The sequence below is a fragment of the Rhizobium fabae genome (assembly GCF_003985135.1).
GTDB classification, from domain to species: domain Bacteria; phylum Pseudomonadota; class Alphaproteobacteria; order Rhizobiales; family Rhizobiaceae; genus Rhizobium; species Rhizobium pisi.
Genome location: NZ_ML133648.1, coordinates 45,674 through 65,840 on the forward strand (window position 1 = coordinate 45,674; position 20,167 = coordinate 65,840).

The following is a 20,167-nucleotide window of genomic DNA, read 5'->3' on the forward strand; positions in this document are numbered from 1 at the left end:
TTGGCGGAACAGTGATTTGTCTTCATTGCAAAAGTCTAGTCGCAAATGTAAGCCCTTTGCGAGAGCCGGTATGAAGTGTGGCCTTCCTCAAGAGTACGACGATCTGCACCGCCCGAGCCGGGATAGACTTTTCCGATGCCACGAAATTCCACTGAGGTAGCATGTCTGTCTATCAATTGAAGTCCCGATTTCAGAATATTCTTCGTCCTCTTGTGCGCGCCCTTGCGGCACGGGGCGTCACCGCCAATCAGGTGACTTCAGTTTCCGCTGTCGTCTCGATTGCATTGGGCCTTTTTCTGAGCGTCGCCCCGCTTCCGCATTGGTTCCTGCTGGTGCCCGTGTGGTTTCTGCTGCGCATGGGCCTCAATGCCATCGACGGCATGCTTGCCCGCGAACATGGGCAGAAGAGCATTTTAGGCGCGTATCTGAACGAGATCGGTGACGTCGTGTCGGATGTCGCCCTGTATCTGCCGTTTGCGCTCATCGATCCGAATGGCTTGCTGCCGGCAATGGCCGTCATATTCCTCTCGGCACTGACGGAATTTGCCGGCATTCTGGGTCAGGCGGTCGGCGCAAGCCGGCGCTACGACGGGCCATTGGGCAAGAGCGACCGTGCGGTGCTCTTCGGCGCGCTCGGTATCTTTGTCGCGGCGGGTGGTCCATTTGCAGCATGGACTTGGTGGCTTTGGGCAGTGGCGGCTCTACTTCTCGTGTGGACGATCATCAACCGTATCCGCGCCGGTATTCGCGAGGCGGCCGCCCGATAGCCAGTAGGATGCTCTTTGCTCATCAGTCCCGCAAAAGGACCGGTGACGGGGAATTTTCTGTTGTGGCAATTGAAAAATCTGTTTTACTGCCATTTCGCTGCTTGGCTTTGGGGGATATTGCCGATGGAGTGGACCCGCAGGAATATTTTGCTTGGCGGTTTGGCGTTACTTGGCGCTGGCGCTTTCCAGAAGCCGGTATACGCGCAGGCGTCTTCCTATTTTGCCGGCACCGCCGTCGACAACGGCGTGACGTTTCGAGCGACGAACTTCGCCAAGATCGACAAGCAGTGGCACCGCCAGGTCGTCAAATATTTCAGCAGTGAGCCGATCGGCACCGTCGTCGTCGATACCAGGCATCATTTCCTGTACCTGATCATGGAGAACAAGACAGCCATTCGCTACGGCGTCGGCGTCGGCCGCGATGGCTTCAAGTGGTTTGGCCGCGCCACGATCGACGCTAAATCGCTTTGGCCGCTCTGGACACCGCCGCCGGAGATGCGCAAGCGCCATCCCGAACTGCCAGAGTCCGTGGCGGGAGGTTCACCCAAGAATCCACTTGGCCCCCGAGCCATGTATCTGCATCGCGACGGTGTCGACACCGGCTATCGTTTCCATGGCACGCTGGAGCCCTGGAGCATTGGCAAGGATGCCTCCAGCGGCTGTATCCGCATGTTCAACGAGGACGCCATCGATCTTTATCAGCGTTGCCCGATCGGCACCGCCGTGCAGGTTCTGCCGCATATTGCCGACCAGGCGCCTCCAGTCACAGAAGTAAACGCGGTCGAATAAGGAATATGCCCTGATGCCTGCTTCGACCGGATACAAGAGCCGCCTCCTCGCTGCGGCCATGCTTTTGGCGCTCACCGCCTGCACCACCACCGATGTCGCTTCCGTAGAGGAACCTCCCGCCGCGCCGATGACTGGCCAGACCAACGATCCCGCGCCTGGTTTCGAGAGCGTCAAGACCGGCAGCGAAGAGGATTTTATCCTCAACGTCGGCAGGCGGATCTATTTCGCACAGGACTCCGCCAAGCTTGATTCCGTCGCCATGGCGACATTGGATAATCAGGCCGCCTGGCTCAACAGGAACCCGAGCTGGCTGATCAAGCTGCAGGGATTTGCCGACGATTCCGGGTCCGAGTCCAAGATGAAAACGCTGTCGCAGCAGCGCGCCGATGCGACGATGGCCTATCTCGCCTCGAAGGGCGTAGATGCAAGGCGCATGTGGGCCAGGGGTTACGGCAACGACCGTGAAGTTCGCGACTGCACGGAGCGCTCCTGCAAAGTGCAGAACCGGCGCGTCGTTGCCAATCTGCGCGCCCAGCGTGACGAGTCGTAATCGTAGCCTGCCCGCGCCTCTTGCCGCGCCGCGTCGAATTGATAGCCGACAGCAATTCGGAGCGGGCTACGGATGTTGGCATCCCAAACGATCTCTGATCTATTCTCCAACGCTCCGCCGGGCGTTCGGCCGCGGGCCAATGAGATGCGAAACGAGGCAGAGCTGTATCATGACCACCCACCGCTTCATTCCGACGGTCTATCACAATGTCATCGGCACTCTTGCGCCGGCACTGCACGTCGCCGACGGCGACACCGTCGTCACGCAGACGCTCGATGCCATCGGGTACGACAGGGACGGCATCAAGCGAGCATCCGGCCCAAACCCGATGAACGGCCCGATCTTCGTCGAGGGCGCGGAACCCGGAGATGCGCTCAAGGTTGAGATCGTCAGCATGATCCCGACCAGGGATACGGGATTTACCCGCAGTGTCGTCGCGGCCAATGTCGTCGATCCCGAGACGGTTCGTGACCTGCCGCCGGGCGATATGGCGATCTGGGCCATCGACCGCGAGGCAATGACAGTCCGGCTTTCCGAGCCGGTCGTCGGCCTTGAAGATTTCGTCCTTCCCCTCGCCCCGATGATCGGCTGTTTTGGCGTGGCGCCCAGTCTCGGCCAGGCGATATCGACTGCGACCAGCGGCGAATATGGCGGCAACATGGATTACCGGTTGTTCGGTCCGGGGACTACGGTCCGGTTCCCGGTCGCTGCCCCTGGCGCCCGTTTTTTCCTCGGCGACTGCCATGCCGTGCAAGGGGATGGCGAGATCGTCGGAACCGGCATCGAAACGACGTTCGAAGTCACGGTGCGGCTGACCGTGGAAAAGAAGGCCGGGCTGGTCTGGCCGCGCGGGGAAACCGCCGAAGACATCTTCACCATCGGCAATGCCCGCCCCCTCGATCAGGCGCTCCAGCATGCCACCAGTGAGATGTTGAGCTGGCTGGCGTCGGACTACGGCCTGGACAGGACGGCGGCCAGCCATCTGCTGGGTCAGGTCGTGCGTTACGACGTCGGCAACGTCTTCGACCCGGCTTATACGATGGCTTGCCGTGTTGCCAAGAAATGGCTGGTTCGCCGGTAGAGGCTCTATCATCGCGCAATGCGCTTACGCGAAACGTCACGGGACGCCCCCGCTGGGCTCAAGGACGAAATCGCTCAAGGGCGGCGGAAATATCGGTGCGGCCATGGCGCAATTCGCCGACGCCGGCTTCGGCTCCTATCATGCCTTTGTTGTGCACATCGTTGAGCCTGACGATCAGATCGGCATAACTTTCCGAAAGCCCTGCGCGCATAAGCGTTGCCTGCCAGTCGGCGCGCGGCAGTTCGCGTGCGACGACGCTTCGGGTCAACAACTGCCCCAAGGCTACCGCGATCTCCACCGCCGTGTATTCGCGCGGCCCCTCGCCATGGACGATCCGCGGCGAAGGGCCGTGACCCTCGTCGGCCAGCAAAAGTTCGGCGGCCATGCCGCCGATATCGGCAGCGGAGACGGTCGGGAAGGGTCGTATCAGCGGCAGGTGCATGCTCGGCATCACGCCGGTCTCACCGGCGATCTTCAGGTAGCGTGCCCAGTTTTCCATATGTTCGGCCGAACGCAGGAAGATCATACCCGCGCTGCACTGCTGGAACCGCCCCTCCATCGCGCGGAACATGCTGGTAATGCCGGTATCGATCGCAAGATGGGCGCCGTAATCCGAGATCGCCAGGACGCGTGGCGGCCGGGCAGCATCGATCGCTTCCGCCATCCGCTCGATCGATTGCAGCATGTGGCCGCCGGCATCCGCCGCGCGTGGGTCGATGGGGCAGATGAGCTGAACGGCCGTCGCGTCCCTCATGGCGTCGGCCATGGCATCGACATCGCCGATCTCCGCAATGGCGATCTCGCATCCGATCGCTGCAAGGGGTGCTGCCTTGGCGGGGTCGCGGAGCGCCGCCCTGACGGGAACGCCCTCGGCCCGAAGTTTTGTTACCGTTGCCTTGCCGACCTTGCCGGTGGCGCCGAAGATGACAAACATGATCATTCCTTCGTCTGTTCGCAGTCGGAGGAGAATGCGCTGGCGCCAGGAGTATTGCCTGCGCATTCGGCCGATCCGTTGCAGGATCGGCCAATATTCATCAATTGCGCGCGCGGGTAATGGCGCCGGGGCTAATGCCGAGCAGCCGTTTCATGCTGTTTGCCATGTGGCTTTGATGCGCAAAGCCGGCTTCGAGCGCGATCTGGCTGAGTGGCATGCTGGAGTTCCGGATCAGCGCCTCGGCGCGGGTCACCCGACGGTGCAGCACATATTGATGCGGTGGCATGCTGAAACTTTCGCGGAACTGCGTTTTCAGATGCGAAAGGCTGAGCCCGGCCAGAGCCGCCAGTTCGGCAAGCGAAAGCGGCGTGTCGAGATTATCCTCGATATAGTCGGCAAGCAGCCGTTTCTGGCGCGACGAGAGCGCCCTGCCGATATCCGTTGGCCGAGAGGTGCCGTTGCCGGCCTCGATCAGGCGAAATGCGAGGGCCGTCGCCAGCGTATCAGCATAGAGATTGTCGGACGGCACATCCGCTTCGATTTCGGCTTTCACTGCCCATGCGATTGCCTCGAGCCGCGGATCGCGGAGCTGAAATCTCGGCACGACCGCTTCCGAGGGATCGCGACCGAGGTCTATGGTGGCTTGGCGGAGGAGATCCTTGCTGATCGCCAGCCGCAGAATCATGCACTCGCGGTCATCCTCCCAGACGCCATCGAGCCCGGCCGGCACCACGTCGATATCGCCATGCTTCTGCAAGCGGCGATGTTCCCGCCCGTCGCAGCGGCATTGCGCCCGCACTGGCCGACCGACATGGATTCCCAGGCGATGATAGGGTGTGCCCGAAATATGCGTGCGGCCAGGCGGAATGCGCAACATTTCAGCCTCCAGACCGCGCCAGCCACGCCCCCTGCTCGACGCGAGGATTCTCGCGCTCCCCGTCTGCGGATGGTCGTTCATCGGTCCGTTCCGTTCGCTCTCGAATGGGACGAAGACTACCGCAAGCGGTGTCCTCGCGGCAAGAAGTGGCGCCATGCTCCGCCGCCTTTAAGGCGGCAGAGCATCATTCATTTCAGAGAGAGCCGAAACTGGTAGCTCCCGCTGTTTACTCGGCGGCCGCAAGCTTGTCCTGCGTCTTCGTGTCGAAGTCGCTGGCGTCGTGACGTTCATGCAACTGGCTCGCGGGATCGCCAGAGAGGCGATTGACAATTCGCCCGCGTTGCACGGCCGGCCTGCTGAGGATGGTGTCGGCCCAGCGCAGCACGTTCTTATAGTCCTCGACCTGCAGAAACTCGGCCGCGCCGTAGGTCCAGCCCTTCACCAGGCCGCCATACCAGGGCCAGACGGCAATGTCGGCGATCGTGTACTGGTTGCCTGCCAGATACTCGCTTTCGGCGAGGCGGCGATCGAGCACGTCGAGCTGGCGCTTCACTTCCATGGCGAAGCGGTCGATCGCATACTCGATCTTGACAGGCGCATAGGCGTAGAAATGGCCGAAGCCGCCGCCGAGATAGGGCGCGCTTCCCATCTGCCAGAACAGCCATGACAGGCATTCGGCGCGCTCGCTCGGCTCGGTCGGCAGGAAGGCGTCGAACTTTTCGGCGAGATAGGTGAGGATGGCGCCGGATTCGAAGACGCGGATCGGCTTTTGACCGCTGCGGTCCATCAGTGCCGGGATCTTGGAGTTGGGGTTGACGGCGACGAACCCGCTGCCAAACTGGTCGCCCTCGCCGATCCTGATCAGCCAGGCATCGTACTCCGCGCCGCTATGGCCAAGCGCCAGCAGTTCCTCGAGCATGATCGTGACCTTCTGGCCGTTCGGCGTGCCGAGCGAATAGAGCTGCAGCGGATGGCGGCCGATCGGAAGCTCCTTGTCATGCGTCGGCCCGGAGATCGGGCGGTTGATGTTGGCGAATTGACCGCCATTCGCCTTGTTCCAGGTCCAGACTTTCGGGGGTACATACTCGGGAGAACCGCTCATCTTTCAAACTCCTGGGATTGGTCAGACAGAGTGCGGCGCAGGTTGGGGTTGCCGCATTTTTCCTGACATAGCAGAGCCGATGAGGTTTTGTCACAAGTTACGAGCGGTTTCACGCAATCGTCACAGCCTTGGCAAACCTGAAGAAAACAACCGCTCCAGGCGCTCTCTTCGGGAAGGTGCCTGCCTGACGCGGCGAAGATATAAGCGCGGCTTGGACCGGCCGCACACCAGGTGCCGGCTCCTCCTTTGAGGGGAGCGCCATTGCGATATCGCAAGGTTTCTGCTTGATATCGGTCAAAGCAGGCGCAGTCGATATCGGTATGATCGACGAGGCCATTCCTACTCGAAGGTATTGACTGCATGTATCGGACGATCATCTGCGCCATCGGCATGGGTTCCCGCGAAACGGCAAACCGCCTCCTGCGACGGGCTGCGGCGCTGGTGGATGACGGCGGCAGCATCATCGTCATGCACGTCGTCGAGAATATTCCGCGCCGCCATCTGACCGACCTTCCCGAGGAGTTCGAAACGACCGCCCTCGTCGAGGCGGAGAAGAAACTCATGTCGCTCTGCAAGGAGCTCGCCGTGCCGGCGACCGTCGAGGTCCGCATCGGCATTGCCGCCTCGCTGCTGGTATCGGCTGCCAGGGAGAAGTCGGCCGATCTCATCCTGCTTTCATCTCACGTGACTGACATCACCGACTACGTCTTCTCCTCGATCGTCGAAAAGGTCGTGCGTCATGCCGGATGCTCGGTTCTCATCGACCGGCGTCCCAACCAGGCGCAGGAAGACACGCCGCCGCTCTAACCTTCCACGGCCTCCCCTCCCCGGCGGCCGCCCGGGAACCTATATCTCCAGCAAGATAACCGGCAGTATTTTCTGCCCTGACCGGAGATGTGCATGAGCCAGGATCCATACGAGCTTCTGGGCGTGAAACGGGACGCGACGCAAAAAGATATTCAAGGCGCGTTTCGCAAGCTTGCCAAGAAACTTCACCCCGACCTTAACCCCGGCGACAAAAAGGCCGAGGAAAAGTTCAAGGAAATTTCGACCGCCTACGAGATTTTGGGCGACGAGGAAAAGCGTGGCCGCTTTGACCGCGGCGAGATCGATATGACGGGCGCCGAGCGGGCGCAGCGCAACTATTACCGCGACTATGCCTCGGCGAGAGGTCCCGAAGATCCCTATCACAACAGCGCCGGTTTCGCTGATTTTGGCGATGCCGACGATCTCTTTGCGAACTTCTTTTCGCGCCGCGCCGGTGGCGGGCGGGCCCGCAGCCATGGACAGGACCGGCATTTCTCCATGGAGGTCGGCTTTCTCGAAGCCGTCAACGGCACCAGGACGGAGATCAAGCTTCCCGATGGCCCCGCGCTCGAAGTGCAGATTCCGCCGGGCACCCGCGACGGCCAGACCTTGCGGCTGCGCGGCAAGGGCGAGCAGGGCATCGGAGGCGGGCCGGCAGGCGATGCCCTCATTGACATCCATGTGCGTCCGCACCGCTTCTTCACGCGCGACGGCGACGACATTCGCCTGGAACTGCCGATTTCGCTCTCGGAGGCCGTGCTTGGGGGTAAGGTTCGCGCGCCCACGCCTTCCGGGCCTGTCAGCCTGACATTGCCTCCTCATTCCAACACCGGCAAGTTGCTGCGCCTCAAAGGCAAGGGCGTTGCCAAACGGGGTGGCGGGCACGGCGACGTTTACGTCTCCCTGAAGATCGTGCTGCCTGATACTCCCGACGAGCGGCTGACGGACATGGTGAAGGAATGGACGACGGCGAATCCATACGATCCGAGAAAGAACATGGAGGCCTGATCATGGATGATCTCGAATTCCGTCTTTACTTGAAAATCGATGTGGTCCAGCTCGATTTGTGGATCGAACAGGGCTGGCTGATCCCGGAGACCTCGAGCGGAGGACGGAGGTTTCGCGACGCCGACGTCGCCCGCGCCCGGCTCATCCTGGATCTCATGGGCAATATGGGCGTCAACGAAGCCGGCGTCGATGTCGTCATGGATCTGGTTGACCAGCTTCATGGCCTGCGGGGAACGATGGGCAAGTTGATGACAGCGATCAGCCGGCAGGAACGGGACGTTCAGCGCCGGCTGTTCGAGAGCCTCGAGGATATCGACCGGTTTTGAACGGCCGGGACATGCCGGCCGTATCCTCAGCTGGTGAACCAGTAGCGGACGATGTGGAAGAACAGCGGCGCTGCGAAAGTGATGGAGTCCAGGCGGTCGAGCACGCCGCCATGGCCTTCGATCACGTAGCCCCAGTCCTTGGCATTGAGATCGCGCTTGATGGCCGAGAGCACGAAGCCGCCGAAGAAGCCCGCGACGACGATGACCGTGCTGACGGCCGCCGCCTGCAGGGGTGAGAACGGCGTCAGGCGATAGAGCAGCGTTCCCACGAGGATGGCCGAGGCGCCGCCGCCGATCAGCCCTTCGAGCGTCTTCGATGGGCTGATGTTTGGCGAGAAGCGGTGCTTTCCCAGGAGCTTGCCCCAGACATACTGGAAGACGTCGCTAAGCTGCACGACGATGACGAGGTAGACGAGAAGAAGCGCGGACGGCGTGCCGGTCTGCAGCATGAGGAGTGCCGGCGCGTGGCTGATCGAATAGACCGTCAGCATCAATCCCCATTGCACCCTGGCGGTGCGCGCCAGGAATTCGTTGACATCCCCCGTCAAGGTCGCCACCGCCGGCAGGATCAGGAAGGCGTAGACCGGGATGAAGATTGAAAACAGGCCGTACCACTGCGTTCCGAGCAGCACATATTGTACCGGCAGCACTACGAAGAAGGACAGGAAGAGTGCCTGGTGATCGCCGCGCCGTGACGGCGTCAGCGTCCAGAATTCGCGAAGCGCCATGAACGACAGAAGTGCGAACAGAATGTCCACTGCGGTATCGCCAAGGAGGATCGCGCCGCCGAACACCGCGACCATGATCCACCAGGAGCGGATACGGGCATTGAGGTTGTGGACGGTGGCGACGGAGCCGGGCTCGGTCGCGCGCCGTTGCAGGATGAAACCTATGGCCGAGGCGACGGCAAGGAGGCCGAGGATCGCAGCAAGGACGAGCGGGAAAAAGCTGGTCATGCGGCAGGCCCCCCTGGCGCAAGCTCGATGACCGCGGCGCGCGCGCGGGCCAGGAATGCGTCCTTTCCCTCGCCCGGTTCGACGCGCAGCGGCGTGCCGAAGCGTGCCGTGCAGGTGATCGGAACGATCAGCATGCTTCCCTTGGGCAGGATGCGCTGAAGATTGTCGAGATGGACCGGCACGAGATCGACATCAGGAAAACGGCAGGCAAGGCGATAGATGCCGCTGCGGAACGGGGCGATCTCATCGGTGGCGCTTCTGGTTCCCTCAGGAAAGATCAGGATCGAACGTCCCTCCTCGAGCAGGCGCTCGAGCGGTTCCAGAGGGTTGCTGTCAGGCAGAGGCTTGCGGTCTATCAGGACGGCGCGCAGGCCTTTCTCCGCGATGAAGCGGCGAAAAGCGCTCGTTCCCCAATAGTCGCGCGCCGCGATCGGATGGGTTAGCCGCCGCACCGGCCATGGCAGGGCGGCCATGACGGCGACGGTATCGACATGGCTGTTGTGATTGGCGAAATAGATGCGGCGGCGAGTGTCGGGCGCGCAGCCTCGCCACTCGCTTCGGGCGCCGACCATGATACGGACGAACAGCACGAGAAGGCGACGGATGAGTGCGATCATGATCTCTCCAGGGAGCGGTTGAGCCTGATCGTGCGCGTGATGCAGGTGACGAGGCTTCCGGCCGCGATGATGACCGAGGCGAAGATCAGCGACCAGCGGCTGGCCGATATCGGCGTCTCCAGGCTCTGGGCGAGGAGGCCCGCCGTCAAGACCGCCATGCGGCGCTGCTTTGCCATGATGCCGCTGAAATCCTGGGGAAGGCCCACCGATCCTCCGAAGACCCTGATATAGGCGGTGAGCGCGGCAAGCAGTGCGGACAGCCAGCCGAGCCAGCCAAGGCCGCAGGCATAACCGGCCGCAACGAGAAACAGGCTGTCGGCGATGCGGTCGGGGAACTCGTTGTAGATCGGCCCGCACTTGGTTTTCTTGCCGCCTTCGATTGCGACCATTCCGTCAAGCAGATTGCAGACCAGCCGCAGCTGCACTGAAATCGCGGCGCAGACCATGGCGATCGGATGTGCTGTCAACAGGATGAGCGCTGCGCCGATGCCGGCAAATACGACCGAGAGCAGCGAAATGCCGTTCGGCGTCGCACCGTTGTGCGCCAGCCACGCGCTCATGCCAATCGCCAAGGACGACGACCGGCTCGCGATCGGCCGCCGCGAGGCGCCTTCTTCTTCACCCGTTTTCATTTTCCCCACCCGAAGATTCTGCGGCATCCGGTCGATATCGTGCCTTCAAGGCACGTTGCGGATATCCGGTTCATGGCTCTGGCGACGCAGAGCTATGAACGCCACCAAGATGCTTCAGCGCAATGGCTTCGGCAAGGTCTTCCCGGAGGCTATTTCTCCACCGGACGCTCGTGGCCAGGACGAAGTGATGCGCATCAGCGGATATTCGCGGCGCGGTCAATCTGTGAGCTATCCGTCGGCCCGGCGAGCGGTGATGATCCATGCGCGGGAGTCGAAAAATACGCCCTCGGGGGTCATGTGCACCTCGAGCAAATCGCGCAGCCGCTGCCGCGGTTTGTCAGGCGGTTCATTCGTGCGCGCGAGCGCATCCGTCACAAGATAGAGGTTGCTAAGCGCATCAAACGCCGTATCGACATCCGGTCCATAGAAGACCGGTTCCCGCACGTCGACGAAGGCGATCGAGGTAAAGCCTGCCACGTTCAGAAGGCCGGTCGCAATAGCGGGATCGCCAAGCGAAAACGGATTGGGACCGCCTGCAGAATCCGCAGTTGTGGGCGCCAGGGCTTGGCGGATGGCGTCGGACCACCCGTTACGCTCCCGGCTTTGCCACACCATCCACGCAAGGCGCGCGCCCGGACGCATCGCCCGGCCGATATTGGCAAAGGCCGCCGCCGGATCGGCGAAAAACATGACGCCGAACCGGCTGATGCAGAGGTCGAAACCGGCCGTCGGGAATGCGTGGAATTGCGCGTCGCCCTGTTCGAACGTCACGTTTCGCAACCCCTCCGAGGCGCTCCGTCGCCTTGCGACCTCGAGCATCTCCCCAGAGGTATCCACGCCGACCGCTTCTCCCTGCGCCGCGGCGCGGGCCGCCTCACGTGTTGTTTGCCCGGCGCCGCAGCCGATATCGAGCACCCGATCCTCCGTGCCGACATTCGCAGCAACCCGAAGGTGCCGATTATGTCGCGCCAATTCTGCGTCGTAAAAGTCGGCACGATCCAATGCCATATTCCCTCTCCCTTGGCCTGACATGTGCATTTTCGATTTCGTCGAAAACAGATTGCATAGTGGGATCAGTTATGCAAGATGGAACCAGTTTCAATTTGCAATCAGATAGCTCTGCCATGGAACCTGTGAAGTCGCCTCTCGTCACCGAAAAGATTGTCGAACTCCAGGGTGCAGAACTGCGAACCCAGGCATTCGGCAATCCAACCAGCCCGCCTGTGCTGCTGATCATGGGGGTGATGTCCTCGATGTTGTGGTGGCCGGAAAGGTTCTGCGAGGAACTCGCAGCTCAAGGGCGCTATGTCATCCGCTATGACCAGCGCGACACTGGCCTTTCAACGCATTATCCGCCGGGTAAGCCCGACTATTCGTTCAGCGATCTGTCCGATGATGCCATCGCCATTCTCGATGGCTATGGGATTGAAGCCGCGCATCTCGTGGGCATGTCGATGGGCGGTTTCGTGGCACAGGAGGCCGCGTTGCGCCATCCCCAGCGTGTGCAGACGCTCACCCTGATCAGCTCGTCGCCGGTTGGGGTCGACGGCCTGCCCTCCTCCACCCCAGCATATAAGGAACACTCTGCGGCTGCCGAAAGCATCGACTGGTCCGACCTTGAAGCCATTGCCGATTTCCTGCGTCGAGACGCGGCCATGCTTGCCGGCACCGGGCATCCTCACGATGCCCGGTCGGCCAAAACCTTGATCGCGCGCGACATGGAACGTGCGCCGTCCTTTGTCAGTGCGACGAACCATTTCATGCTGTTGGGTGAGGATGGCGGCGCCAAGCTGCATGCGTCGCGAATAGAGGCGCCGGTTCTTGCAATCCACGGCACATCAGATCCGCTGTTCCCCATCGAACACGGGGAGGCCTTCACCGGTGTCGTTGCGAAAGCAAAACTGCACCGGATTGCCGGCGGAGGACACGAAATCCACGATCGGGACATCGATGAGATGACCCGCGTCATCGCAGGCCATACCGCGTCTTGACGTTTGGAAGTCCGTTCAAGCCGCTCGGCAAAAGCGACGGGCCAGCCCATGCATGCCGGCGTTGGTGCCGGCATGCATGAAGAGTGTCAGGCGATTTTCTGGCGGGCCGGCAGCTTCCAGCTGGGACGGACGAAGTGGCAGGTATAGCCGTTCGGGATGCGCTCCAAATAGTCCTGGTGCTCTGGTTCTGCTTCCCAGAAATCGCCGGCCGGCACGACTTCGGTGACGACCTTGCCGGGCCACAGGCCCGATGCGTCGACATCGGCGATCGTATCCCTGGCGACGCGTTCCTGTTCGGGGCTGACGTAGAAAATCGCAGAGCGATAGCTCGTGCCGACATCGTTGCCCTGGCGGTTGCGCGTGCTCGGATCGTGGATCTGGAAGAAGAATTCGAGGATGTCCCGATAGCTGATCCTTGAGGGATCGAAGATGATTTCAATCGCCTCGGCATGGGTTCCATGGTTGCGGTAGGTGGCGTTCGGCACATCGCCGCCAGTATAGCCGACGCGGGTCGAAATCACGCCGTTGTATCGGCGGATGAGGTCCTGCATGCCCCAGAAGCAGCCGCCAGCGAGCACTGCACGTTCTTCGGTCATTGGGTGTCTCCTTGTTTGCCGAAAGATAGTGTCTCCCGCCGCCGATTTCCATATGGCGGAAATAAGCACAGCTGTGCAATTTCTCTGAAGCACCCTTCATCCTGTCATGCCGATGTTACGCGGCGGGGCTAGCAAAGCCTTGGACAACCCGCCGAGGCAGGGCCTCGACACCTGATGGAGATGGCTTATGAACAGGCGTGAATTTCTGATCACATCGTCGGCTGCGGCCGGTCTTCTGGCTCTTCCGCGTTTCGCATCGGCCGCCGCCGGCACGATCGACCTCTACAGCGGCTCGGATGCCAACATCATCGACCTCTGGAACAACATCATCCGTCCCGCCTTCGAAAAGGCTCATCCGGGCGTTGCTCTGAAGGTGACCGATGCCGGCGACAACAATGGCCTGCGCGCCATCGCCGACCGTGCGCTCGCGGCGCTGAAGACGAAGACCGATCCCCAGGCCGATCTCTTCGAGGTGTTCGATCCGCGCCTGCCGTCCGGCGGCATCGACGCCGGCCTCTGGGTCAAGTTCTCGGCCGAGAACGTCGAAGGCTACGACAATATCAACCCGCTCGCTTTCGACACGCCCTATTCCCTGCCCTATCGCGGTTCGCAGGTCCTGCTCGCCTACGACAAGACCAAGCTCGACCCGAAGGATGCGCCGAAGAGCTGGGATCAGCTCACCACCTGGATCAAGGCCAATCCGGGCCAGTTCATCTATAACAGACCCGACAAGGGCGGCTCGGGTGGCAATTTCGTTCGCCGCGCCATTCATGAGGTCAACGGCCGCGATCCGAAAAAATTCAAGATCGACAATTTCACCGCCGATTTTGCTACCGAAGCGCTGCCGCCGGCCTGGAAGATCCTTAACGATCTCGCCCCCTCGCTTTACGACAAGGGCGCTTATACATCGGGCAACACCCAGTCGATCCAGCTGCTCGCACAGGGCGTCGTCACCATGGTGCCAGTCTGGTCGGATCAGGTGCTGCAGGCCATCTCCCAGGGCGTGTTGCCTGAGACAACCGGCCTGGTCCAGCTCGGCGATCTCGCCCTTTGCGGCGGATTCTCCGGCTTCACCGTGTTTTCGAACGGCGTCAACAAGGATGCGGCGCTGAAGCTTGCGGCCTTCATGCTGACCAGAGAAATGCAGGAAGCTATCATCACTGAGATCGGCGGCTTCCCGGCCGTCTCCTGGGATCACATCTCCGACGACCTCCGCAAGAAATATGCCGACGTCATTCCATCGACCATCCCGACCTTCCCGGGCGGCAATTGGGAAACGGCGATCAACGACGGCTGGTACCGCAACGTCGCTCCCGGCATCAGCCGCACCTGATGTCTGCCGACGCTGCGCCGGCGGCACTGCGCCGTCACCGGTCCATGAAAGGGGGGAGCTCGATCGGGCTCCTCCTCGTCGCCCTGCCGGTTTTCCTGCTCGCATGGCTGATCATCTTTCCGATCTTTTCGGCGGTCGTCGGAACGATCTTCGTCCGGGGCCCCGACGGAGCGACGGAACTCTCCATTGCCTCCTACCGTTTCTTCTTCACCGACGGCTACAGCCTCAGCAATCTGTGGGTGACGCTCTGGACCACCGCTGTCTGCGGCATCCTGCTCCTCACAATCGGCCTTCCGATTGCGCTTTACCTTCGTTTCTCGCAGGGACGTCTTGCCGCCTATGTGCAGGGCCTGGCGATCTTTCCGATGTTCGTGCCGTCGATCATCCTCGCCTATGCGCTGATCAGGACCATCGGGCCGAACGGCACTGTCGACCTGCTGCTGAATTCGGTCGGCCTGCCCAAGCTGCGCACGCCCTATCTGACGCCGTGGGGACCGGTCATTGGCCTCGTTTGGGACAATCTTCCGCTCACGGTGCTGATGCTCACGGCCGGACTTTCCTCCGTTTCCAACAGCTCGATCGAGGCCGCCCGCGATGTCGGCGCGAGGCCGCTTCGGGTCTTCATCTCGATTATCCTGCCGCGCATGGGCAATTCGCTGCTGGTCACCGCGTCCTTCGCCGTGCTCGGCATCTTCTCCGCCTTCACCCTTCCCTACGTGCTCGGCCCGGCATCGCCGGAGATGATGGGACCGTTCATGCAGCGTACCTTCGCCGATATGAACGACCCGCTGAACGCCATGACGCAGGCCGTCATCACATTCGGCTTCTGCCTGGTCTTCGGCATCTTCTATATCAGGTCGATCGCCCGCAGCCGCGAGGCCCGGCCATGAGCGCGGGCAGATTGGGCATCGGCCTCCGCTTTGACTGGATCGGCATGCTCTTCGCATGCCTGCTAACACTGTTCATCGCGTTGCCGCTCATCGTCGTCGGCACATGGGCCTTCACCGAGGTCTGGCGTTATCCCTCGCTGATTCCGCAGCAGTTCGGTCTGCGTTTCTGGGGTCAGACCCTGGCGCGCGCGGATGTCTGGGACGCTCTCTTCCTCAGCCTGCGGCTGACGACGACGGTCACCGTCCTTTCTGCCGTCATCTGCCTTCCCGCGGCTTATGCCTTCGCGCGCATGCGCTTTCCGGGCAGGAACATCCTGTTCCTGTCGTTCCTCGCCTCGCATGCCTTTCCGAAATTCGGCCTGCTTGTCGCCATTGCCGGCATCTTCCTGCAGCTCGGCCTGATCAGCACCTTCTGGGGCGTCGTACTGATCCAGCTCGTGGGTACGCTGATGCTGATGATCTGGATTCCGGTCGCTGCCTTCCAGAACGTCGATCGGCGCATGGAAGAGGCGGCACGCGATGTCGGTGCCACGCCGCTCCGCGTCTTCTGGTCGATCACGCTGCCGCAGGCCGCCCCGACGATATCAGCAGCCCTGCTCCTCACCTTCGTCGGCACTTTCTACGAGACCGAGGGTGCCTGGCTGATCGGCGCCCCTGCGATCCGCACCATGCCGGTGCTGATGATCAGCTTCATCAACAATCAGATCGTCGTGCAGTACGGCGCCGTGCTCTCCGTGATGCTCTGGGTGCCGTCCTTCATCGCGCTGATGTTTGCGCGCCGCGTGGTCGGCACCGGGGCCTTTGCACGAGGCTTCGGCGCGTGAACCGCCGCTTGCCAGTTTAGGGAAGGATTTGAGAATGGCACATCTGGCGATCGAGGGCGTTTCGAAGCTGTTCGGAACTGCCTTTGCCGTTCGCGACTTCTCGCTTGAGGTGGGCGACGGCGAACTCGTCTGTCTGCTCGGCCCCTCCGGTTCCGGCAAGTCGACGCTTCTCAGAATGATCGGCGGCTTCGAGCGCCCGAGCGGCGGTACGATCCGCATCGACGCGAAAGACGTGACGAGTCTGCCGCCCGAGCGGCGGCCGACCGGCATGGTGTTTCAGAGCCACGCGCTCTGGACGCATATGGACGTCTTCAACAACATCGCTTTCGGCTTGAAGCTGCGCCGGCTGCCGAAAGCGGAAATCCGTGCGCGAGTCGAGAGCGCACTTGATCTGGTCGGCCTTGCCGATTACGGGCGCCGGATGACGACGCAGCTGTCGGGCGGACAGCAGCAGCGCGTCGCGCTTGCCCGCTCGCTGGTGCTCGAACCGAAGATCCTGTTGCTCGACGAGCCCTTCGCCAGCCTCGACCAGCACCTGCGCGAAAGGCTGCGGGAAGAGGTGCGTGATATCCAGCAGCGCCTCGGCATCACCACGTTGTTCGTCACCCATGGCCAGGACGAGGCCTTGGCACTCGCCGACCGCATCGTCGTCATGCGCGACGGACGCACCGAACAGATCGCGCCGCCAAGCATCATCTACCGGCAGCCCCAGACGGCTTTCGTCGCTGGTTTCATCGGCTCGATGAATGTCGTCCAGAGCCGTACCAGCAACGGCGTCTGCGAGCACGCGCTCTTCCCGCTTGCCGTTCCCGTCGAGGACGGGCCGGTCACGCTTGCCACCCGCCCCGAAGCGCTGACGATCCGCCCTTCCGACCGGGCGGACGCGGCAACGGTCCACCGCAGCGTCGATTTCGGCACCCACAAGATGGTCGATATCGATCTTGCCGACGGCACCCGCCTGAAGGCGATGGTGGCGCCAAGTGATCGGAGCCGCGCCGGAATGAAGGTCGAGCCGAGTTTTTCCAGCTTCTTCGTCTACCGCGACAACCAGCTCGTTCATCAGTCGGCGCCGGCAACCGGCGCTGCGGAGATCGAAGAACTCCTGCGGATTTAGGCGGTCGCGTTTACGAGGAAACCGTCCAGCAGCCACGAATGCAGCGCCTGGCTGGCGACGAGGATATCGCCACGCCCATCGACTTTGGCGCCGGAGAAACGGGTGACGATGCCGCCCGCCTCTTCGACCATCAGCGCCGAGGCGCCGAAATCATGGATTGCGAGCCCGTCTTCGAAGAATCCGTCCAGCCGGCCGCAAGCGACATAGGCGATCGACAGCGCAGCCGAGCCGAGGCGACGCACGCCTGCCGTGTTGGCCATCAGGCGCTTGATGGCATCGAAATAAGTCTCTTCCGCAATCGCCTTGACCTGGCCGGGGATCGGCAGACCGGCGCCGACCAGCACGTTCTCGATGTCGGCGACATCGGCGCAGCGGATGCGCTCACCATTGAGATAAGCGCCGCCGCCGATCTCGGCGCTGAAGAGTTCGTCCTGCATGGCGTCATAGACGACGCCGGCGACGACCCTGCCGCCTTCGGCAATCGCGATCGTCATGCCGAAATGCGGGATGCCCCAGGCGTAGTTGGTGGTGCCGTCGATCGGGTCGATATAGATGATCGGCGTCTCCGGCCTGCCCGTGCGGTTGCCGACCGCTTCCTCGCCCTGGATGGCATAATCGGGAAAGGCCCTGGTCACGTCCTCGACGATGATCCGCTCGACGGCGACATCGATCTCGGTCTGATAGTCGCGCGGCGCCTTGGCAAGCATTTCCTGAGACGTTCGCCGGCGCAGCGAGGTCCGGGCGGTGTCCCCCGCCTTCAAGACGGTTTCGGCAAGCACCACGAGGCGGGGCGACGCGTTCGGGGAAAGACGCGCGGAAATCGGGGAGGATGTCATCTTAAAAATCCGGATGCTGCAAATATGGCGGGAGTAATCGTGCGGAGCCACTCCCTTCGCAGAGGCCGATGATGGTTTTATGAAGCTGGCCGCACCCTTGCCCGACGGATATTATATCAGGCGCTCGGTTGATGCGTCAAAGAGATGGACCTGGGCCGGATCGACCGAAAGCCCGATTGTCTCTCCGGTTTTGACTCTGTCGCGCCGCGACTCGACGATCGTCAGTTCCGGCTGGGTCGCCGCGACGATGAAGGTCGACGAACCAGTCGATTCGACGAAGGCGATCGGTACGTCGAAGCTGCCATGGCCGGGGGCAACGACCTCGATATGCTCCGGCCGAATGCCCGCGACGAGCTTGCGCCCCGGCTCGACGGCGCGGGCTATCGCAAGCGTCTGCTTTACCGCGCCGAAATCCAGGATCAGGCTCTTTCCGTCATCCCCAACGATCGCGGGAATGAAATTCATCGCCGGCGAACCGATGAAGCCGGCAACGAAGCGGTTTGCCGGCCGGTCGTAGAGATCAAGTGGTGCCCCCTGCTGTTCGATGACGCCGTCGCGCATCACCACCACATGGTCGGCCATCGTCATCGCTTCGACCTGGTCGTGCGTGACGTAAACGAAGGTGGCGCCCAGCCGGTCGTGCAGGGCGCGGATTTCCTTGCGCATCGAGACACGCAACGCGGCATCAAGGTTGGAAAGCGGCTCGTCGAACAGGAAGGCCTGGGGGTTGCGGATAATGGCGCGGCCCATGGCAACGCGCTGTCGTTGGCCCCCCGAAAGCTGGCGCGGATAACGGTCGAGCAGCCGGGAAAGACCGGTGATGGCAGCGACTTCCTCGGCTTTCTGTTTTGCCTCAGCCTTGGGGACGCGGTGCATCTTCAGCGAATAGGTCAGGTTCTGTTCCACCGTCATATGCGGATAGAGGGCGTAACTCTGAAAAACCATGGCGATATCGCGTGCCCGCGGCGGCACGTCGTTCATCACCTTGCCGGCAATCTTCAGCGTGCCGCCGGTAATTTTTTCCAGCCCGGCAAGCGAACGGAGCAACGTGGACTTGCCGCATCCGGACGGACCGACCAGCGCCACGAAAGTGCCCTTCGGAATTGAAAGGTTGACGTTCTTAAGCGCGTGAAAGGCGCCGTAGTGCTTCTCGACGCCCGAGAGTTCGATTTGGATGTCGTGGCTCATACCGAAAACCTTGCTGGTCCCCAACCGGGACCGATGAGATGGTCAAGGGTGAAAAACGTCGTCACTTGACTGCTCCAGCGGCGATGCCGCGCGTTAGCGTGCGCTGGAAGATCAAGAAGAAGATCACGGTCGGTATTATACCCAGGAAAGCGGCCGAGGCCTGCAGCACCGGGTCCGACATGTTCTGACCGCGGGTGAGGCCCATGGCGACCGAGACCGTCTGGTTGTTGTTGGACACCAGCATGACGAGCGGGATCAAGAATTCGTTCCAAGTCCAGATGAAAAAGAAGGTTCCCAGGACCATGAGCGTCGGCCTCAGCACCGGGACGACTACGAACCACAGCGTTTTCCAGTGGGTCGAGCCATCCATCTCCGCCGCTTCGAGGATTTCCTTGGGAAAGGTACTCAGCACGGTCGAGAGCAGGTAAGTCCCGAAAGCGCTTTGCAGGACCGCGAAAATGATGATCACGGAAAGCTGCGTATCGTAGAGGCCGCTCGCTTTCGCCATGTAGTAAAGCGGGTAAATGATGGACTCCTGCGGCACCATAATGCCGAGAAGAAAGATCACCAAAATCACGCGCGAACCCGGCACCTTGCCGACCCCAATCGCATAGGCGTTGAACAGGCTTATCAGTACCCCCAACACCGACACAGCGAGACTGATCACCACGCTGTTGAGGAGCTTGCGGCTGAAATCAGACACCGTCCAGAATTTCTCGATCGCCGTGAGATCGATCGACCGAGGAATCGAAAGCGGTCCGCCGACTGCGTATTCGGCGCTCGCCTTGACGGCGTTGAGCAGAGCAAGGAAAAAGGGAAAGAGCGTAAAGGCGAGAAGTAGAATAAGGATGGCCAGCACCACCCACCGCATGGGATCGCGTCGCGCGCGATCGGCTGCCGCCGTCGCCTTTGCCTTGGTCTTACCATCGCTGAGAACTGAGTAAGCCAT

Annotated in this window: 23 protein-coding genes; 12 read left to right on the forward strand and 11 right to left on the reverse strand. The window is 61.8% G+C overall.

From position 1 onward, the window contains the following. The first annotated feature begins 161 nt into the window (after positions 1-161). The 4 genes from EFB14_RS08825 to EFB14_RS08840 all read left to right on the forward strand — a co-directional run bounded on the left by EFB14_RS08825 (position 162) and on the right by EFB14_RS08840 (position 3,187). The gene (locus EFB14_RS08825; protein WP_126824580.1) at positions 162-767 is read left to right on the forward strand and encodes a CDP-alcohol phosphatidyltransferase family protein; all 606 of its coding nucleotides are present in this window, start codon (positions 162-164) and stop codon (positions 765-767) included. A gap of 123 nt (positions 768-890) precedes the next feature. After that, positions 891-1,556 carry a L,D-transpeptidase gene (locus EFB14_RS08830; protein ID WP_125848017.1) on the forward strand — a complete coding sequence of 222 codons (666 nt, stop codon included), beginning with the start codon at positions 891-893 and terminating at the stop codon, positions 1,554-1,556. Between the two features lie 13 nt (positions 1,557-1,569). Further along, positions 1,570-2,106, forward strand: a complete 537-nt coding sequence (locus EFB14_RS08835) for an OmpA family protein (protein ID WP_125847942.1) — start codon at positions 1,570-1,572, stop codon at positions 2,104-2,106. 169 nt (positions 2,107-2,275) lie between these two features. Next, entirely contained in the window at positions 2,276-3,187 is a 912-nt protein-coding gene (locus EFB14_RS08840; RefSeq protein ID WP_125847940.1) for an acetamidase/formamidase family protein, read from the forward strand. A gap of 58 nt (positions 3,188-3,245) precedes the next feature. On the opposite strand, the gene EFB14_RS08845 is transcribed toward EFB14_RS08840, so the two are convergent. The 3 genes from EFB14_RS08845 to yghU form a co-directional block, all read right to left on the reverse strand. Then, entirely contained in the window at positions 3,246-4,127 is an 882-nt protein-coding gene (locus EFB14_RS08845; RefSeq protein WP_125847937.1) for an NAD(P)H-binding protein, read from the reverse strand. A 94-nt stretch (positions 4,128-4,221) separates the two neighbouring features. Beyond that, positions 4,222-5,079: a helix-turn-helix transcriptional regulator gene (locus EFB14_RS08850; protein WP_125848015.1), complete on the reverse strand. Its 858-nt coding sequence runs from the start codon at positions 5,077-5,079 to the stop codon at positions 4,222-4,224. A gap of 145 nt (positions 5,080-5,224) precedes the next feature. Beyond that, a complete protein-coding gene (yghU, locus tag EFB14_RS08855) occupies positions 5,225-6,100 on the reverse strand; it encodes a glutathione-dependent disulfide-bond oxidoreductase (RefSeq protein WP_126824584.1) in 876 nt (291 codons plus the stop codon). 360 nt (positions 6,101-6,460) lie between these two features. Here yghU and EFB14_RS08860 point away from each other — a divergent pair, with 360 nt between their 5' ends. From EFB14_RS08860 to EFB14_RS08870, 3 genes are all read left to right on the forward strand, one after another. Then, positions 6,461-6,907, forward strand: coding sequence for a universal stress protein (locus EFB14_RS08860; protein WP_125847933.1), 447 nt, complete (start codon positions 6,461-6,463; stop codon positions 6,905-6,907). Positions 6,908-7,000: 93 nt separating this feature from the next. Continuing rightward, positions 7,001-7,915 (forward strand): DnaJ C-terminal domain-containing protein, encoded by a 915-nt coding sequence (locus EFB14_RS08865; RefSeq protein WP_125847931.1) that lies wholly within the window; start codon positions 7,001-7,003, stop codon positions 7,913-7,915. A 2-nt stretch (positions 7,916-7,917) separates the two neighbouring features. Beyond that, positions 7,918-8,241, forward strand: a complete 324-nt coding sequence (locus EFB14_RS08870; RefSeq protein ID WP_125847929.1) for a chaperone modulator CbpM — start codon at positions 7,918-7,920, stop codon at positions 8,239-8,241. Positions 8,242-8,267: 26 nt separating this feature from the next. Here the strand turns inward: EFB14_RS08870 and EFB14_RS08875 are convergent, their stop codons facing one another. The 4 genes from EFB14_RS08875 to EFB14_RS08890 form a co-directional block, all read right to left on the reverse strand. Continuing rightward, positions 8,268-9,197 (reverse strand): phosphatidate cytidylyltransferase, encoded by a 930-nt coding sequence (locus tag EFB14_RS08875; RefSeq protein WP_125847927.1) that lies wholly within the window; start codon positions 9,195-9,197, stop codon positions 8,268-8,270. Continuing rightward, positions 9,194-9,814: a lysophospholipid acyltransferase family protein gene (locus EFB14_RS08880; protein ID WP_125847925.1), complete on the reverse strand. Its 621-nt coding sequence runs from the start codon at positions 9,812-9,814 to the stop codon at positions 9,194-9,196. Before EFB14_RS08880 ends, EFB14_RS08875 begins: the two co-directional genes overlap by 4 nt. Next, positions 9,811-10,446: a CDP-alcohol phosphatidyltransferase family protein gene (locus EFB14_RS08885; protein WP_126824587.1), complete on the reverse strand. Its 636-nt coding sequence runs from the start codon at positions 10,444-10,446 to the stop codon at positions 9,811-9,813. The genes EFB14_RS08880 and EFB14_RS08885 overlap by 4 nt, the downstream gene beginning before the upstream one ends. Positions 10,447-10,674: 228 nt before the next feature. Next, positions 10,675-11,454, reverse strand: coding sequence for a class I SAM-dependent methyltransferase (locus EFB14_RS08890; protein WP_125847921.1), 780 nt, complete (start codon positions 11,452-11,454; stop codon positions 10,675-10,677). Between the two features lie 116 nt (positions 11,455-11,570). Between EFB14_RS08890 and EFB14_RS08895 the strand changes: the two genes are divergently transcribed. Then, positions 11,571-12,437: an alpha/beta fold hydrolase gene (locus EFB14_RS08895; protein WP_126825298.1), complete on the forward strand. Its 867-nt coding sequence runs from the start codon at positions 11,571-11,573 to the stop codon at positions 12,435-12,437. Between the two features lie 86 nt (positions 12,438-12,523). On the opposite strand, the gene msrA is transcribed toward EFB14_RS08895, so the two are convergent. Then, positions 12,524-13,033, reverse strand: a complete 510-nt coding sequence (gene msrA / locus EFB14_RS08900) for a peptide-methionine (S)-S-oxide reductase MsrA (protein WP_126824590.1) — start codon at positions 13,031-13,033, stop codon at positions 12,524-12,526. Positions 13,034-13,220: 187 nt separating this feature from the next. Between msrA and EFB14_RS08905 the strand changes: the two genes are divergently transcribed. Genes EFB14_RS08905 through EFB14_RS08920 form a run of 4 tightly spaced genes read left to right on the forward strand, consistent with a single transcriptional unit; the run spans position 13,221 to position 17,194 of the window. Continuing rightward, on the forward strand, positions 13,221-14,366 hold the full coding sequence (locus EFB14_RS08905) for an extracellular solute-binding protein (RefSeq protein WP_126824593.1): 1,146 nt from the start codon (positions 13,221-13,223) through the stop codon (positions 14,364-14,366). Further along, a complete protein-coding gene (locus EFB14_RS08910) occupies positions 14,366-15,256 on the forward strand; it encodes an ABC transporter permease (RefSeq protein ID WP_126824596.1) in 891 nt (296 codons plus the stop codon). Before EFB14_RS08905 ends, EFB14_RS08910 begins: the two co-directional genes overlap by 1 nt. Further along, positions 15,253-16,080 carry an ABC transporter permease gene (locus EFB14_RS08915; protein WP_126824599.1) on the forward strand — a complete coding sequence of 276 codons (828 nt, stop codon included), beginning with the start codon at positions 15,253-15,255 and terminating at the stop codon, positions 16,078-16,080. Before EFB14_RS08910 ends, EFB14_RS08915 begins: the two co-directional genes overlap by 4 nt. 34 nt (positions 16,081-16,114) lie before the next feature. Continuing rightward, on the forward strand, positions 16,115-17,194 hold the full coding sequence (locus EFB14_RS08920; protein WP_126824602.1) for an ABC transporter ATP-binding protein: 1,080 nt from the start codon (positions 16,115-16,117) through the stop codon (positions 17,192-17,194). On the opposite strand, the gene EFB14_RS08925 is transcribed toward EFB14_RS08920, so the two are convergent. The 3 genes from EFB14_RS08925 to EFB14_RS08935 form a co-directional block, all read right to left on the reverse strand. After that, positions 17,191-18,030, reverse strand: coding sequence for an inositol monophosphatase family protein (locus tag EFB14_RS08925; RefSeq protein ID WP_126824605.1), 840 nt, complete (start codon positions 18,028-18,030; stop codon positions 17,191-17,193). The genes EFB14_RS08920 and EFB14_RS08925 overlap by 4 nt on opposite strands. 111 nt (positions 18,031-18,141) lie before the next feature. Then, complete coding sequence (locus tag EFB14_RS08930; RefSeq protein WP_125847907.1) at positions 18,142-19,218, reverse strand: ABC transporter ATP-binding protein; 1,077 nt, start codon at positions 19,216-19,218, stop codon at positions 18,142-18,144. 61 nt (positions 19,219-19,279) lie between these two features. Next, positions 19,280-20,167, reverse strand: coding sequence for a carbohydrate ABC transporter permease (locus EFB14_RS08935; RefSeq protein WP_125847905.1), 888 nt, complete (start codon positions 20,165-20,167; stop codon positions 19,280-19,282).